General features: G+C 67.5%; 16 protein-coding genes. 6 read left to right on the top strand and 10 right to left on the bottom strand.

The genetic code is table 11. The features are described from left to right. Positions 1–15 precede the first annotated feature (15 nt). The 9 genes from FHW84_RS17725 to FHW84_RS17685 form a co-directional block, all read right to left on the bottom strand. Positions 16–1,101, bottom strand: a complete 1,086-nt coding sequence (locus FHW84_RS17725; protein ID WP_167257315.1) for a class I SAM-dependent methyltransferase — start codon at positions 1,099–1,101, stop codon at positions 16–18. Further along, a complete protein-coding gene (locus FHW84_RS17720; RefSeq protein WP_167257314.1) occupies positions 1,098–1,910 on the bottom strand; it encodes a DUF1295 domain-containing protein in 813 nt (270 codons plus the stop codon). Before FHW84_RS17720 ends, FHW84_RS17725 begins: the two co-directional genes overlap by 4 nt. Further along, the gene (locus FHW84_RS17715; RefSeq protein WP_167257313.1) at positions 1,907–2,437 is read right to left on the bottom strand and encodes a DUF2878 domain-containing protein; all 531 of its coding nucleotides are present in this window, start codon (positions 2,435–2,437) and stop codon (positions 1,907–1,909) included. The genes FHW84_RS17720 and FHW84_RS17715 overlap by 4 nt, the downstream gene beginning before the upstream one ends. Further along, complete coding sequence (locus FHW84_RS17710) at positions 2,434–3,729, bottom strand: cyclopropane-fatty-acyl-phospholipid synthase family protein (RefSeq protein ID WP_167257312.1); 1,296 nt, start codon at positions 3,727–3,729, stop codon at positions 2,434–2,436. Before FHW84_RS17710 ends, FHW84_RS17715 begins: the two co-directional genes overlap by 4 nt. Further along, positions 3,726–4,526: a DUF1365 domain-containing protein gene (locus FHW84_RS17705; RefSeq protein WP_167257311.1), complete on the bottom strand. Its 801-nt coding sequence runs from the start codon at positions 4,524–4,526 to the stop codon at positions 3,726–3,728. The genes FHW84_RS17710 and FHW84_RS17705 overlap by 4 nt, the downstream gene beginning before the upstream one ends. A gap of 1 nt (position 4,527) precedes the next feature. Beyond that, entirely contained in the window at positions 4,528–5,799 is a 1,272-nt protein-coding gene (locus tag FHW84_RS23315; protein ID WP_167257310.1) for an FAD-dependent oxidoreductase, read from the bottom strand. Between the two features lie 2 nt (positions 5,800–5,801). After that, on the bottom strand, positions 5,802–6,758 hold the full coding sequence (locus FHW84_RS23310; protein ID WP_167257361.1) for an acyl-CoA desaturase: 957 nt from the start codon (positions 6,756–6,758) through the stop codon (positions 5,802–5,804). 57 nt (positions 6,759–6,815) lie between these two features. Continuing rightward, positions 6,816–7,631 carry a hypothetical protein gene (locus tag FHW84_RS17690; RefSeq protein WP_167257309.1) on the bottom strand — a complete coding sequence of 272 codons (816 nt, stop codon included), beginning with the start codon at positions 7,629–7,631 and terminating at the stop codon, positions 6,816–6,818. Positions 7,632–7,702: 71 nt separating this feature from the next. After that, the gene (locus FHW84_RS17685) at positions 7,703–9,349 is read right to left on the bottom strand and encodes an alpha-L-fucosidase (protein ID WP_167257308.1); all 1,647 of its coding nucleotides are present in this window, start codon (positions 9,347–9,349) and stop codon (positions 7,703–7,705) included. Positions 9,350–9,645: 296 nt separating this feature from the next. On the opposite strand from FHW84_RS17685, the gene FHW84_RS17680 reads away from it, so the two are divergent. Beyond that, a complete protein-coding gene (locus FHW84_RS17680; RefSeq protein ID WP_167257307.1) occupies positions 9,646–12,090 on the top strand; it encodes a TIM-barrel domain-containing protein in 2,445 nt (814 codons plus the stop codon). A gap of 68 nt (positions 12,091–12,158) precedes the next feature. Next, positions 12,159–12,932, top strand: coding sequence for a polysaccharide deacetylase family protein (locus FHW84_RS17675; RefSeq protein WP_167257306.1), 774 nt, complete (start codon positions 12,159–12,161; stop codon positions 12,930–12,932). 45 nt (positions 12,933–12,977) lie between these two features. Here FHW84_RS17675 and FHW84_RS17670 read toward each other — a convergent pair whose 3' ends face one another. Then, positions 12,978–13,346, bottom strand: a complete 369-nt coding sequence (locus FHW84_RS17670) for a DUF3693 domain-containing protein (protein WP_167257305.1) — start codon at positions 13,344–13,346, stop codon at positions 12,978–12,980. A gap of 317 nt (positions 13,347–13,663) precedes the next feature. Between FHW84_RS17670 and FHW84_RS17665 the strand changes: the two genes are divergently transcribed. Genes FHW84_RS17665 through FHW84_RS17650 form a run of 4 tightly spaced genes read left to right on the top strand, consistent with a single transcriptional unit; the run spans position 13,664 to position 15,479 of the window. Further along, positions 13,664–13,927 carry a hypothetical protein gene (locus FHW84_RS17665; RefSeq protein WP_167257304.1) on the top strand — a complete coding sequence of 88 codons (264 nt, stop codon included), beginning with the start codon at positions 13,664–13,666 and terminating at the stop codon, positions 13,925–13,927. After that, on the top strand, positions 13,917–14,114 hold the full coding sequence (locus tag FHW84_RS17660) for a hypothetical protein (RefSeq protein ID WP_167257303.1): 198 nt from the start codon (positions 13,917–13,919) through the stop codon (positions 14,112–14,114). Before FHW84_RS17665 ends, FHW84_RS17660 begins: the two co-directional genes overlap by 11 nt. Then, positions 14,107–15,180, top strand: a complete 1,074-nt coding sequence (locus FHW84_RS17655) for a replication endonuclease (RefSeq protein ID WP_167257302.1) — start codon at positions 14,107–14,109, stop codon at positions 15,178–15,180. Before FHW84_RS17660 ends, FHW84_RS17655 begins: the two co-directional genes overlap by 8 nt. Continuing rightward, positions 15,177–15,479 carry a hypothetical protein gene (locus FHW84_RS17650; protein WP_167257301.1) on the top strand — a complete coding sequence of 101 codons (303 nt, stop codon included), beginning with the start codon at positions 15,177–15,179 and terminating at the stop codon, positions 15,477–15,479. Before FHW84_RS17655 ends, FHW84_RS17650 begins: the two co-directional genes overlap by 4 nt. Positions 15,480–15,665 lie beyond the last annotated feature (186 nt).

Genomic DNA, 15,665 nt, shown 5'->3' with positions numbered 1-15,665 from the left:
GATGCTCCGGCGGCGTCAGGCGTCGCGCACGAAGCGGTAATGGGCCACCAGCCAGGCCTGGCCTCCCGCGTAGCCGAACAATTCCGCGCAGGCCATCCAGAACATCCGCCAGCGCTGGAACCGTAGCGGCGCGGCCGCCTTGCCGTAAGCGCCCTGCAGGATGCGCAGCACCGGTTCGTGATGCCGGTCCTGGTTGGCCAGCCAGTGCTCGGCGGTGCGCTGGTAATGCGTGCCGTCGAGCAGCCAGCGCCGCTCCAGATGCAGCCCGCGCTGATAGTGCAGCAGCGTGTCCACCGCGGGCATCAGTCCGCCGGTGAAGAAGTGGCGCCCCATCCAGTTGTCCTCGCCCTCGGTATCGAACGGATAGGCCGTGTCCCGGTGCGCGAAGATGTGCACGAACAATTTTCCGCCCGGACGCAGCCAGGAGGCGATGCGGCGCATCAGCAGGCCGTGATTGCGCACGTGCTCGAACATTTCCACCGACACGCAGCGGTCGTAGCTGGCCGCTTCCAGCGCAAGGCGGCTCACGTCGCAGGTCAGCACGCGCACATTGCGCAGGCCGCGCGCCGCGCAGCAGGCTTCGATATGGGCGCGCTGCGAGCTGGAATTGGATACGGCGGTGATGCGTGCGTGCGGATAGCGCGCGGCCATCCACAAGGTGAGCGAGCCCCAGCCGCAGCCCAGTTCCAGGATGTCCTGGCCGTCGCGCAGCTCGGCGCACTGGCCGTAGCGCTCCAGCATGCAGGTCTCGGCCTGCGCCAGCGTCTCGCTGCCTTCGGGGTAGTAGCAGCTGGAATATTTCAGCTGGGGCCCCAGGCAGTACTGAAAGAAAGCCGCGGGCAGCTCGTAATGCTGGGCATTGGCGGCGTCGGCGTGGATGGCGATCGGCCCTTCGCGCCAGGTGTCCAGCAGCAGCGTCTGCCGTGCGTGCGCCACTTCCACGCTGCCGGCATGCAGTTCGCGCAGGCGCTGCGCGCACAGGCGGCGGATGCCGGCGCGGATCAGCGCGTCCGGCAGCAGGCCGCGCTCGGCCAGTCCCAGCAGGCCGGGGGCGGGGCGGTCGGCGGCCAGTTCGCGGGTATCGAGCACGGAGGCGCTCATGATTCGCTCTTGCGGTCAGGTGAACGGGGAAACCAGGGAATGAGCATGGGCGTGCGGCGCTGGTAGTCGCGATAGTCCTCGCCGCGCGAGCGCAGCGCCTGCGCCTCGGTGAACGGCACGCCGCTGAACCAGCGCAGGAAGACATACATCACGACCGGCCCCAGCCACGCCGCCCAGGCCCAGGGCGAGCCGGCGGCGAGTGCCGGATAGGCGAACCAGTGCAGCCATTCGAAGAAGTAATTCGGATGCCGCGAATATCGCCACAACCCCTCGCGGCAGGTCTTGCCGCGGTGGCGCGGATCGGCGCGGAAGCGGGCCAGCTGGCGGTCGGCCACGCTCTCGCCGAGCACGCCGGCCACCCATAGGGCGACACCGCCGGCGAACCATGGCGAGAATCCGTCCGCGGGCGCCGCGGCGACCGCCACGAACGGCAGCGCGAACAGCAGCACCAGCAGCGCCTGCGCCTGGAAGAACAGAAAGAACTTGCCCTGATGCCCGTGCCAGTGCGCGCGCAGATGGCGATAGCGGCCGTCCTCCGGCTCCTTGCGCACCCGGCGCCACAGATGCCACGCCAGCCGGCAGCCCCAGCTGCCGCCGAGCAGGGCCGCGGCCAGGCGCGCGGTCGGCGAGCCGCTGCCGGTCGCTCCGGCCAGCAGCGCCGCGAACGCAAGGCCGCCGGCCCACAGCACGTCGACGATGCCGGCGTTGCGATGGCGCCGCTGCCAGCGCCAGCCCGCGGCCATCAGCAGCGCCATCGCCGCCGCCAGCACGCCCAGCTGCAGCCACGGCGACCACGCCGGCGCGCTCATGGCGCCCCCGCCGCGGCGCGCAGCGACCACTGCCTGGCGCGGCCGGCCAGCAAGGGCAGGGCGATGGCCCAGCCCGCGGCGAGCCAGAGCCAGGCGCGCCAGGACGGCTCCACTACCGTCAACGCCCGCCCCGACGCGGCGTAATAGGCGGCGGGCGCGCCCAGGCCGCCCAGCACGGCCGCGAGCCAGGCGTGCCGCTTGGCGATGGCCAGCGAGCCGTTGAGGGTCATCGCGAAAGCAGCCCACAAGGCTTCGATCCACAGCGGCGCTCCGGGCGGAAGCGCCGGCGAGGCCGCGGCATAACGCACCCAGCCGCAGTACGCCATGACACCGTCCACGGCCAGCCCGCAGGCCATGGCCAGCGCGGCAAGCCGCCATTCGACCAGCGGCTGCGCGGAACCCAGCGCCTGCCACGCCACGAACGCGCACGCGCCGGCCACGCCGGGCCAGGCCCGCCCATGCGCCGCGCCACCCACCGCGAGCAGCCACACCAGCTGGTAGCCGAGCAGATTGCCCCAGAAGCTCATGCCGGCCCGTCCTCCGCGCGCGCGCCCCAGCGCGGCGCCGGCGGCCGCGCGCCGGGCTTGGCCAGCAGCAGGTGGGAGACGCCGATCGAACGCTCCAGGAAACCGCCTTCGCAATAGGCCAGGTAAAACTCCCACAGGCGCAGGAAGCGCTCGTCGAGGCCCAGCGCGCGCGCGTCGGCCAGGTGCGCCATGAAGCGCTCGCGCCATGCGTGCAGGGTCATGGCATACGACAGGCCGAAGTCCTCCTGGTGCACCAGCGCCAGGTCGGCCGCGCGGCTCTTGGCCTGCAGCATGGCGGCCAGCGAGGGAATGAAGCTGCCGGGGAAAATATGCCGCTTGATGAAATCCACCGAGGCCAGCGCCTGTTCGTAGCGGTGGTCTTCGATGGTGATGGCCTGGATCAGCGCCAAGCCGTGCGGTTCGAGCAGCGCGCCGAGCCTGGCGAAATAGGTATCCAGATACTCCGCGCCGATCGCCTCGATCATCTCGATCGAAACCAGCTTGTCGTAGCGCCCGGCCAGGTCGCGGTAGTCGTCCAGCCGCAGCGTCACGCGATCCTGCAGGCCGGCCTCGGCGATGCGGGCGGCCGCCAGCGCATGCTGCTCGCGCGAGATCGTGGTGGTGGTGACGTGGCAGCCGTAGTGGCGCGCCGCGTGCAGCGCGAAACCGCCCCAGCCGGTGCCGATCTCGATCACGCGGTCGCCCGGGCGCAGGTCCAGCTTGCGGCAGATCACCTCCAGCTTGCGGGTGGACGCCTGCTCGAGCGTGTCGTCCGGCTGCGTCCACAGCGCCGACGAGTACATCAGGTCCGCCGACAGGAACAGGCCGAAGAAATCGTTGCCCAGGTCGTAATGCGCGGCGATGTTGCGCCGGCTGCCGGCCCGGCTGTTGGCGCGCAGGGCATGCCATGCGCGCAGCAGCAGGCCGCTCAGGCGGGCGGTACCGCTCTCCATGCCGTCGAGCAGGTCGCGGTTGCGCACCAGCAGCCGCACCAGCGCGACCAGATCGTCGCAATGCCATTGCCCGTCGCCGTACGCTTCGCCGGCGCCGACGCTGCCTTGGAAGGCCAGGGCGCGGTAGAAACCCAGGTCGCGCACTTCCACCTGCACGCTGAGCGCGGGACGCTCCGCCACCGGCTCGCCGCACTCGGTGCTGCCCAGCGCGTCGTGCACCACCAGCCGGCCATGCTTCAGCCCGCGCAGCGCATCGAGCAGGCGGCGGCGCAGGAAGCGGTCCGTGGCGGTGGCGCCGTCGGCCGTGGCTACCGGCGCGGTCCTGGCAAGTTCGTTCATGGCGAGTCTCCGTGGACAGGCGTAGCGATGCGCTCGCGCAGGCGCGGGTGGTCGTGCACGGGCATGCGCTTCAGCCACAGGCGCAGCGCCTGCCAATGGATCGCCCCGATCACCTGGGCCGTCATCAGCGGGTAGCGCCACAGCACGCGCGCCAGCGCGCCACCGTCCAGCGCGCGGCGGCGCAGATCCAGCGTGGCGTCGAACTCGCATGCGGGTCCGCGCCGCACCTTCATGTGCACGCGCAGGTCGTCGGCCGGCGCGGTGAAGCGCCAGTCGTACTCGCGCTCCATCGCCATGAAGGGCGACACGTGAAAACGCTTGTCGAAGGACCAGCCCAGGCTGCGGCCGCGCCGTTCGGCGAGGCGCGCGTCCAGCACGTAGGCATGGCGTTCGCCCCAGGGCGTGTTGGTGATCTCCGCGACGATGCCATCCAGCGTGGCGCCGTCCTCGGCATAGCAGTAGTAGAAGGCGACCGGATTGAACACGTAGCCGGCATAGCGCGGATGAGCCAGCATGCGCACCGGCCCGCGGACCTCGCGCCCGCTGGCGCGGCTGAGCCGCCCGCGCACGGCCTGGGCGAGCGAGGGAACGTCCGGATCGAGGTAATCCTCGCGCCGCCACTCGGCCAGGTTGCGGCGCCCAACGGACCACAGCCAGCGGCCGCGGAAAGCGGCGTCGATCTCGTCCAGGTCCAGGTAAAGCTGGGCCATGCGGTAGCGGAACATATGGCGCCGCGGCAGCAGGCGCCGGTGCGTCACCGCACCCTCGTAGACCGCACTGGCGAGCGCGCCGGCCATGTCAGGCGGGCACCGCGGCGGCGGGCGCCGGAACGGTCCGGCCGCCAAGCGCGCGCGCCACGTCCACCGCGCTGCGCATGCCGTCTTCATGGAAGCCCCAGCCCCAGTACGCGCCGGCGAACCAGGTGCCCCGCTGGCCCTGGATTTCCGGCTTGCGCCGCTGCGCCGCGACCGATGCCACGGTGTACACCGGATGGTGGTAGCTCATCCGGCGCAGGATCTTGGACGGATCGATGGCGCTGGTGCGATTGAGCGTCACCACGAACGGCTCGCGCGAGCGGATGCCCTGCAGCAGGTTCATGCAATAGCTCACCGTGCATGCCTCGCCGGCCGCGGCCGGCACGTGGGCATTCCATGCGGCCCAGGCCTTCCTGTGGCGGGGCAGCAGCCGCGCATCGGTATGCAGCACGGTGTCATTGGCCTGGTAGGCGATGGCGCCCAGCACCTCGCGCTCGCGTTCGCTGGAATCTTCCGGCAGCCGCAAGGCCTGGTCGCTGTGGCAGGCCATCACCAGCTGGTCGTAGAGCTCCACGCCATGGCGATGGCGCAGCTGCACGCCTTGCTCGAGGCGCTGCACGGCAAGGACCGGGCAGGCGAGGCGCTCGCGCACCGTCCAGCGCCGGCGCAAGGCGTGGACATAGCTGGCGGACCCTCCTTCCACGACGCTCCATGCCGGCCGTCCGCTGGCCTGGAGCATCTGGTGGTTGGCCATGAACTGCACCAGGTAGCGCGCCGGAAAACGCAGGATGTCCTGCGCGGGGGAAGACCACAGCGCGGACGCCATCGGCACCAGGTGATCGTCGCGGAAGGCCGCGCCGTAGCCTTGCCGTGCCAGATAGTCGCCCAGCGCCAAGGCGGCGTCGCCGCCGTCCAGCAGGGCCGGCGCCTCGCGATAGAACCGCAGCAGGTCGCGCAGCATGCCCAGGAAGCGCGGCGACAACAGGTTGCTGCGCTGGCAGAACAATCCGTCGAGGCTGCCCGCGTTGTACTCCAGGCCCGTGCCGGCGTGCTGCACGGAAAAACTCATGGTGGTGGGACGCACGGCCACTCCCAGTTCGTCGAACAAGCCGTGCAGCAGCGGGTAATGCGCGCGATTGAAGACGATGAAGCCGCTGTCCACCCGGTAGCGCTCGCCGTCCTGCTCGACCTCGTGCGTATGCGTGTGGCCGCCGAAGCGGTCGCCGGCCTCGAACAGCGTGACGTCGTGCGCGCGCGACAGCAGCCACGCGCTGGCCAGCCCGCTGATGCCCGAACCGATCACCGCGATGCGCACGCTCAGTACCTCGCCTTGCGGGCTACCCAGGCGGGCACCGGCTTGAGGTCCCGCACCAGGCCCAGCCGCGCCAGCAGGCACAGGCCGTACCAGGTCAGGTCGATCTCCCACCAGCGGAAACCCTGGCGGGCGGAGCCCGGAAAGTAGTGATGGTTGTTGTGCCACCCTTCGCCGAACGTGAGCAGGGCCAGCCACACGTTGTTGCGGCTGTCGTCGCGCGTGTCGAAACGGCGGCGGCCGAAGCGATGGGCCAGCGAATTGATGGTGACCGTGGCATGGAACAGCACCACGGTGGACACGAAGAAGCCCCACACCAGCATCTGCCCGCCGCTGGTGCCGAGTCCTGGCGCCACGGCGTGCAACAGGGCGCCCAGGCCATACAGGCCGGCCGCCAGCAGCACCGGCACGACGGTGTCGTAGCGGTCGAGCCAGCGCAGCTCCGGGTAGGCGGCCAGGTCCGGCACGCGCTCCAGCTCCGTGCGGAACGCGCCGCGCGTGAGGAACCAGCCCACGTGGCTCCAGACGAAACCGAACACGCCCGGAGAGTGCGGATCCAGCGCGGTGTCCGCATGGGCGTGATGGCGCCGGTGGTGGGCCGCCCACCACAGCGGCCCGCGCTGTGCGCAGGAGGCGCCAATCAGGGCGAACGCGAACTGCACGGCGCGCGAGGCGCGGAACGTGCGGTGCGAGAAATAGCGGTGATAGAAACCGGTCAGCGCGAACATGCGCACGGCGTACAGCAGCGCGGCGGTGCACAGCGCCACCGGGGATACACCGACCCAGAACACGGCCGCGCAGGCCAGATGCATCGCGATGAAGGGGGCCGCCCGCAGCCAGTCGATACGCGCGGCTTCCTCGTCCGTCACCTGCGCCGAGGTATCGACCCAGCGCCGCAAGGCGGTCGCCCATCGGCCGGCGCGGGCAGGGGCGGCTGCGGAAGATGGCGCGATCGGATGCATGGTCGATCCCTGGTTGGTGACTTCTATACGCCGCGGCGAGGCGTTCGGATGCATGGCTCAGGCGCCGCAGCGCGTCACCAGGGGCACCGTCCGCGCCGCCGCCACCTCGCCCGGCTGCGGCGCGGCGCGTTCGAGCGAACGGGGAAAATCGATGCGCACCCACGCATGGCGCCCCCGCTCGTCGCGGATCGTGCCGATGCCCTCGAAGCGCAGCAGGTGGCCATCCATGGTGTAGGTAAGATCGATCGCCGGGGCGAGCGCGCCGAGCAGGCCGCCAAGGCCCAGCCGGAACCGGCGCACGGCGACGCCGTCCAGCCACGCATCGCGCGCATCGCCCAGGCGCAGGCGCAGGTAGTCCTGCCGGCTGGGCATCACGAAGGCGATGTCGCGCCGCGCGGCGCCGGCAAGGCTCGCCCAGTGTTCCCGCACATAGGCATCGAAGCCGGCGTCGACCACCATGTCCGGCACGGCCTGCAGCAGGCGGGTCTGCATGGGGGCGTCGCCGCGCTCGCGGGCATAGACCAGCCAGCGCTCGCCTTCGCGCCGCACGCCTTCCCGGTAGCCGTCGCGTCCGTCCTCGAAATCGAAATCCGGCGCGGCCGGATCGCCGCGCTCGTAGACCAGCTTGCGCGCGAAGGGCTCGCCCGAAGGGCAGCGATACAACACCAGCCGGGTAGCCACGCCGTCGGCGCGGAACAGCCAGTGCTCTTCGCGGTAGCGAACGGCCGAGCCGTTTTCCGCGCTGGCGACGCCAAGGTAGTGCCGGTCCTGCGCATGCGCGCGGAGCGGGCAGGCGCCAAGCACGGCGAGAAGCAGGGCGGCCTCGGCGAAGCGGCATCGCCGATGGGGATTGCGCCAGCTGATCGATGCCATGGACGCCCCGGCGTTCACTGATGGCTATCGATACGCGAACCGGTGGCGATTGGATCCGCGCCGCGGGATCTTCAGCCTGCGACGCCCAAGCCGCGCCCCATGATCCTGAACGCCACGGAAGAAGCGCCGGGCAGGCGCTCCGGAAGTTCGAGCTGCAGGCCCTGTGTGTCGCGCTTGAACTGCAATGGCGCTTGCATGCCAAGCAGCTCTACCCGCTCTACGCTGCCCGGCATGGCCGACCCCAGCGACTTCAGTACCAGCTGCGGCGAAGACGGGCGCCCGAGCGTGATGGCGAACAGCACGTCGCCCTTCACCGTGTAGCGGATGTCGTCGCCGGTGAAGGCGCCCGCCTTGTCCTCCGCGAACATACCCGCGGCCACCTTGGTGGGCCCTTCGCCGAACGTTCGCCATGGGCGCGTGCCGAAGATGGCTTCGCCATTGACCTTCATCCAGGCCGCCAGCTGCTCGAGCACGTTGCGCTCGTCCGCATCGATGGTGCCGTCGCCGCGCAGGGGGATGCTGAGCAGCAGATTGCCGTTCTTCGAGACGATGTCGCACAGGCGCGCGATGACGGTGGCGGCGCTTTTGTAACCGTGCTGCTCGAACAGCCGCCGCGAATAATGCCAGTCGCCGATGCAGGTGTCGGTCTGCCAGGGCAGGGGGCGGATCGCATCGCTGACGCCGCGCTCGATGTCTTCCACCATGGCGGGCACCTGTCCGGGCGTCAGCCCCTTGGCGTTGAGCACGGCCTCGAGCCTGCCGTCGTGCCATTGCCGGTTCGCGTTGTAGTAGTAAGCGGCGATGTCCAGGCCCGCCTGCCCGAGCGGCAGTCCGGTGTCGTCGAAATACAGCAGGTCGGGGCGGTACTTGTCGAGCAGCTCCTTGCAGCGCAGGAACCATTGCCGCACGAACCGCGGGTTCTGCGGCGGCGGGTTTTCGTTCCAGGGGCGGTCGTGCTGCTCATGCCATTGCCTGACGGCCGCGGCGCCGCGAATGCCATCGGGGATGACGATGTTGGGGCCGGTATACAGCTCCTGCGGATCCAGGCCCTCCCACCAGGTGCCGCGTCCATCCGCCTTGGCCAGGCGTGCGGCATCGTAGCGCTGTCCCGCGCGCGGGCCTTCGCCGTCGTAGCCATACGCCGTCTGGAACCAGTGCCAGGCATGCGCGGAGTGATTGCTGACGCCGAACCTCAGCCCATGCTCGCGCGCCGCGCGGGCCCAGCCGCCGACGATGTCCTTGCGCGGCCCGACCTTGACCGAGTTCCAGGCGTGATGGCTGGAATCGTAATTGTCGAAATTGTCGTGGTGATTGGCCAATGCGACGAAATACTTCGCGCCGGCCGCCTTGTACAGGCGCATCAGCGCATCCGGATCCCAGTGCTCGGCTTTCCATCGATGGTCCAGTTCCATGAAGCCGAATTGGGATGGATGGCCATAAGTGCGGCAGTGGTATTCGTACTGCGGCTCACCCTGCAGATACATGTTACGCGCATACCAGTCGCCTTGTTCGGGCACGCATTGCGCGGTCCAGTGCGCCCAGATGCCGAACTTGGCGTCGCGGAACCAGGCGGGCGCGGCATAGCCGCGCAGGGAGTCCCAGGTGGGTTGGAATGGCGCTGGACCATCGGCTGCGGCACGGGCGAGGCGGGGAGTCCAGCAGGGCGCGGACAATCCGAGCGTCATTCCCAGCAGAAAAGAGCGGCGAGACAGCGGCATGGCGATTCCCTATGGCATGTACGCATCTGCCTGCCGACCGATATCGCCGTGCAGGCTGGTCCGGGCCCTGCAATGAGCGCTTGCGGGGCGGTGGCCGAGTCTAGGGTGGTGCCGATGGCCGTCCAATAAGCAATCGTGACGTTTCGATATGCGCTCGGATATCGCAGCGGAACATCTCCCGCCGCGTCAGCAAGATGCGCGGCGGGATGCGGCAAGCGCAAACGAAGAATCGTTCAATGGATTATCTGATTTCGTAAAAAACAGGCATCGCCTTGTGCCGGACACTGGGTGCTTCGATGAATTCAGTGGATAAGGATGTTGTCTCCGTGACGCGAAAGCCATTTCTCTGCGCCTGCATCGCATTGCTGCTGGTCTGGCGAATCGATACCGCGATCGCCGGTGACGCGCCTTTCGTGCTGGAGCGCCACGGCCGGACGATCGCCATCGAGCCTTATGCGCCGAATATCCTGCGGGTGACGCTGAGCGTCGACCGCGCCGCCGCGACGGCATCGCCCGGCTATGGGTTCGAAGCCAGGCCTTCGGCCCCGGGATGGACTCATGCACGCGATGAGGCCGGCGGCGATGTCTTCCGCTCCTCGAGGATGGTGGTTCGCATTGCGCCGGAACACCCGGCCACGCAGGGACTCTCCCTGGGCCTGCCCCTGGACGCCCTGAACCATGCATTGCGCGAGCAATACTTCGGAGGATGGAAAGACCCGAACAAATTCGACGACGCACTGAGCATCACCACCGCCGACGGCAAGCCGCTGTTGCGCATGCGCACCTGGAGCATGGTGCCGGGGCAGCCGCCGGCGGACGCGGGAGCAAAGAGCTTCCGCAGCGCCGCCATCTTCGACTCGCCCGGCAACGAGCACTACTACGGACTGGGACAGCAGCAGCAAGGATGGATGGACCTGCGCGATCACGAGGTTCGCTGCTGGCACGACTATGGCGCGCTGGGCGGAGAGAATGTCTGCGTACCCTTCATGGTGTCCAATCTCGGCTACGGCCTGGTCTGGGACAACCCGTCCAAGACCACCGTGCAGCTGGGCTTCAATGGCCAGAACGTGTGGTCATCGGAAGTGGGCGACCGGATCTCTTATTTCGTCATCGCGGGAAACAGCACCGATGAGATCTACCAGGGCTACCGCCTGTTGACTGGCGTCACGCAGATGCTGCCCCGCACGGCCTACGGCTATATCCAGAGCAAGGCGATCTATGCGACGCAGGAGGAGATCCTCGCGGTCGCCGAGGAATACCGCCGGAAGAACCTGCCGCTGGGCGTGATGGTGGTCGATTTCCTCAATATGACCCGGCAGGGCAATCTGGATCTCGATCCCGCGCGCTGGCCGAACCCGGCCGCGATGAATCGCCGGCTGCACGCCATGGGCGTGGACTCGCTGCTGAGCGTGTGGCCGCACTTCTCCGAAGGCTCGCTGTTCTACGACATGCTCGACAGCAAGGGCTGGCTGGTGCGGGGGAGAGACGGCAAGCCCGATAAGGGCTGGTACAAGACGATCATCGGCCCGAACATCGACACCACGAATCCCGAAGCGGCGAAGTGGTTCTGGCAACAGATTCGCGACCGCTACATCAAGCCGCAGGGATTCGATTACCTATGGCTGGACGAGACCGAACCGGATGTCGATCCCGCCAATGACGTGTTCTGGATCGGCCCGGGCTCGCGCTACTACAACGTCTACCCGTTGTTCCATACCGCCGCAGCCTATGAAGGATTCCGGCGCGACTTCGGCGATGCGCGCAGGGTCATGATCCTGGCGCGGGCCGCTTACCTGGGCGCCCAGCGCAACGGCACCGTGTTCTGGTCGAGCGACATCGCCGCGAGCTGGGACATGCTCAAGCGATCCGTTCCGGCGGGACTCAATTTCACCGCGACCGGGCTGCCGTACTGGGACACCGACATCGCGGGCTTCATGTCGCCGGCCATCCCCGCCGATTACAAGGCAACGCGGCAACCGCTGATCGATGGTTCCGATGCGCGCGACACGATCGGCAACTACGAGGATTATCCTGAGCTGTTCGTGCGCTGGTTCGAATGGGGGGCCTTTCAACCGGTCATGCGCGCGCATGGCGAAAGGAAACACAACGAAGTGTGGTCATACGGCAAACAGGCCGAGCCGATCCTGGCGAAATACCTGAAGCTGCGCTACCGGCTGCTGCCGTATACGTATTCGGCGGCCTATCGCAGCTACCAGACCGGCGCGCCCTACATGCGCGCGCTGTTCATGGATTTCCCCAACGACCCCAAGGTCGCGGACATTCCCGACGAATATATGTATGGCCCCGCCTTCCTGGTGGCGCCCGTGACCGAGCAGGGCGCGACCCACCGGACGGTGTATCTGCCGGCAGGCTGCGACTGGTACAACTACTGGACGAACGAGCGCCTGCATGGCGGCCAGGCGATCGAGGTGGATGCGCCCATCGATATCCTGCCGCTGTTCGTCAAGGCGGGCAGCATCGTGCCGCTGGGTCCGGACGGGGCAGGGGCGCAGCAAACGCAGAAGGTCGTTGCGGTGCACGTGTATCCGGGAGCGGATGCGAAGTTCACGCTCTTCCAGGATGACGGCACATCCTATGGCTACGAGCGCGGCAAATACGCCGTCACCACGCTGACCTGGGATGAGGCCGGGCATCGATTCGGGCACGATGGCGGAAAGACCTGGCATGGCGCGGATGCCCCGGTCGTGTCCGTGATCGGGGATAAGAGCGCCGGCCGATAAGCTGACATCAGCACCATCGCGATCGAATCGGAAACTTGCAGGGGCGCCGCGCCATCCTGAGGACAGTCATGCGAATCAGGCCGATTTTCCTGGCCATCACCCTGGTGGCCACGCAGGCCGTGGCCGGGTCCTGGCCCGACGGCAAGCGGGCGGCGGTGGTGCTGACCTATGACGATACGCTCGTCTCGCAGCTCGACACCGCGATTCCGGCGCTCGATGCCGCCGGCTTCAAAGGAACATTTTTCCTTATCGGCAGCAGGGTCACCCCTGAGCAGATAGCGCGCTGGCGGTCGGCCGCGGCCGAAGGCCACGAACTCGGCAACCACACCATTCGCCATGCCTGCCCACAGGCCAATTATCCGCCCGCGAAGAAAATCGACACCAGCGAAACCTATGACGTCGACACCATGCTGGCGGAAATCCGCACGATGAACACGATGCTGACGGCGATCGACGGCAAGCCGCAGCACAGCTATGCCACACCGTGTGGCCAGCACCTGGCCGGAGGCGTCGATTATCTTCCGGCGCTGCGCACCAGCGGACTGGCGCCTTATACCCGTGCCGCGGACCCGGCAGAGCGCCCCTTCGATCCGATGGATGTGCCGGCCCATTTCTTCCCCTCGAACGCAACCGGCGCCGATCTGATCGCCGCGGTGCGGGAAGCTGAGCGCAAGGGCGGGATGATCGTGCTCGGCTTCCACGGCGTGGGCGGCGACTACCTCGCCGTGTCCGCGCAAGCCCACGCCCAGCTGCTCGCCTATCTCAAGGCGCATGCCGGCACCCTCTGGGTGGCGCCGTTCTCGACGGTGATGGGTTATGCCGCCAGCCATCAGGCTCATTGACGGCCAGCCTCGAGCGCTTCTACTGCGAGCAGGGACAACTCAATTCTAATGCGCATAATGTATAGACGGGACGGTTGAGAAAGTGGTCTCGATGCGCTGAGAGACCCCTGCTTGGGCGGGGTGCAGGCCTATCGCCAGCGTGATCGCCGCAGCCATTTGTGCAAGCCGAAGCCACACCTTGCGTGCTTCCGGGTTGCGGGCGCGGTCTGCTTCTATGAGCGGCAGCCAGTGCGCGACGCTCTCCCCAGTTGCTTCGCACATGCGCGCCACGCTTTCTGCGTCCGGGTGCGCGCGGTGGTTTCTCCAGCCGCTTACTGCGCTTTTCGTGACGCGCAGTTTTGCCGCCAAGTCCTTATCTTGTGCGATGGAGCATGCTTTGGCGAACTTGTCAAGCAGCTGATTTGTTGCATTCATGAGTGCGAGACCCCTTGACTGGAGAGTGCGAGGGTACTGTACTCTGCCGCCAGTGCGAGACCCTCGCACTCGACAGGGGACCATGGATGACCGCTCTAGCCCTCGCCTGCGTGGCGCTGCCAGCCTTCTGGGCACGTCTTGCCTTCGAACCCCTCCTGAGCCGCCAACGCGATCTACGCGCGAAAGGGTGGCTCTGATGTTCTGCACCGACCGCATCTCGTTCCTCTACGCCCTGGCCCATAGCTTCGTCTTCCCGTTCGGCTGCGGCTGCTTCCTGGCTTGCGTTGCTTTCGCTCTCACCCTTCGCGGTGGCCCCCGTGGCCGCTGATCTGCACGCCCCCGTGCGCGGCATTTCCGAGCCGCCCGCGACCTTCGATGGCCGTCTCGCTGACCACGTGGGCCGCGTGGCTAAGGGCGAAGACCTGGTTCTTCGCCATGCGGCCACCGTCTACGCCGAAGGTGTGGTGGCCGGCCTTTCTCTCGCCGTGGCCGCCTTGCAGCGCCGCGAGCGCCTTATCGATTACCTCAAGCGGTGGGAAGCGCGGCTGCGCACCTGCCTGGAGCGCGACCATGGCTTGTGATGTGGAGTTGGGCCGGTGCATTTCGGCGATGGGCGACCACGCCGATGCCTACGCGAAGGCTGGCCACCCGAATGTTGAGGCAGCCTTTCTCGCGTGCCGCCTCATGCTCATTGAGGCGGCATTCGAAGATGGCGTGGAGCTGGATGCCGACCAGCTCGGATTATCGTTCGGGGTGATGGATGTTTGATTCCGCCCTGGACGGCAAGCGCGACCTATACGCGTGCATGGGTGAGGGCAGGGGAGCCGCGTGCGGCTCGTCTGTCCTCGACCATGTGCCCGGCAAGATGCCCTACGCCGTGCGTGCCTACGCGAACCCCGCGATGCGCGCGCTGCGCGCGATTGGCGCACGGCAAGCCCGCGAGTACGCCGACCAGCAGAGCGCCATGGACGCGCCCTTTCAGCAGATGGCGCGCGAGCGCTTCTTTAAGGGCCACGACGCGGGGCGCGACGGCGGTGTGCCCATTGCGAGCGAAGCGAGCGAGGGGCGCGCCGCAGGCGCGCCCCCGGAACTTGACCCATATAAAACAAAGGCCGCACGCCCGCGTGAGTTCCTTGAAATAGACGTCTATTCCACACGGGTGCGGCGACTTCAGAAAGCCGTGCGCAACTCTGCGCACATTCTCGATAGCGCCGCGCATTGCGATGAGCAGAACGTGCGTTGGCGCCGGCTGTTCGTGACGCTGACTTACGCCAAGGTTGAAGACTGGAAGCCCGGTCATGTGCGCGATTTTCAGCGCCACGTGCGCGACTGGTTCCGGCGCAAGTGCAATGGCACGCGCATGCGCATGGTGTGGGTGCTCGAACTGCAAAAGCGCGGCGCCGTGCACTACCACTGCATGATCTGGATTCGCGCGCGCGACTACTTCCCGAACCCGCATAAGGCAGGTTGGTGGCCGCACGGCTTCGCGCACGTGCTGAGCAGCAAGGTGACCATTAACCGGCCGGTCTCCTACATGGCCAAGTATGCGAGCAAGGCGAGCTTGCAGCAGGCCATGAGCGTGCCCAAGGGCGCGCGCATGTACGGCGTGTGTGGCCCCACGGCTGAAGGCAAGCGCGTGATTCGCTGGTGGCGTGCACCTGTGTTCGTGCGCGATGCGCTCGGCGGTGCCGCCGACATTCGCAAGATCAACGGCGGCTACATGGACAAGAACACCGGCGAGTTTCTCGCTTCGGAGTGGAAAGTGACGGTCACGCCATCGGGGCGTGTATTTGCATGGCGGTACATACCGCCGCTAACGGAGACAGTGCCATGAGCAACAAAGACGATTTCCAGATTGAAATTCTCAAGCGCGAGCCGGAGCCGAAGAAGTTTGAGCGCGACGGCGTGGTGCGCAACTACTACTCCCAGTGGGCCGAGCTGACGGTGGATGGGCTGCGCACCTCGTTCGAGTTCTCGAACGATGAGCCGCTGCCGCCCGGCCCTGCGGTGATCGACCCGCGGAGTTTCTCGGTGACGAATGGCCGCCTGGGCCTCTCGCGCGTGAAGCTCCTTCCGGTCTCTCCGGTGGTGAAGCCTTCGGCTTCTTCGCCGGCCGCGCAGGCCAAGGTTTAAACACCGGGGGGTGCAGGGGGAACCGACGTTTCCCCTGCGACTTTGCTCTAACGATTTTGCCGTGGTGGTGAGTTATGCCGAATCTCGTTGCGACATGCGCACCTGAAAACGTGGACGCCACCACGGGCACGTGTTCCCACGTGGAGTGGGTTAACTACGTAGGGGGACTGCCGCCCCTTTCTGCGG

Source organism: Dyella sp. SG562 (assembly GCF_011759495.1).
Classification (GTDB): Bacteria; Pseudomonadota; Gammaproteobacteria; order Xanthomonadales; family Rhodanobacteraceae; genus Dyella_D; species Dyella_D marensis.
Note: the sequence above shows the minus strand (reverse complement) of the source record. Positions and strands in the feature narration are given on the sequence as shown.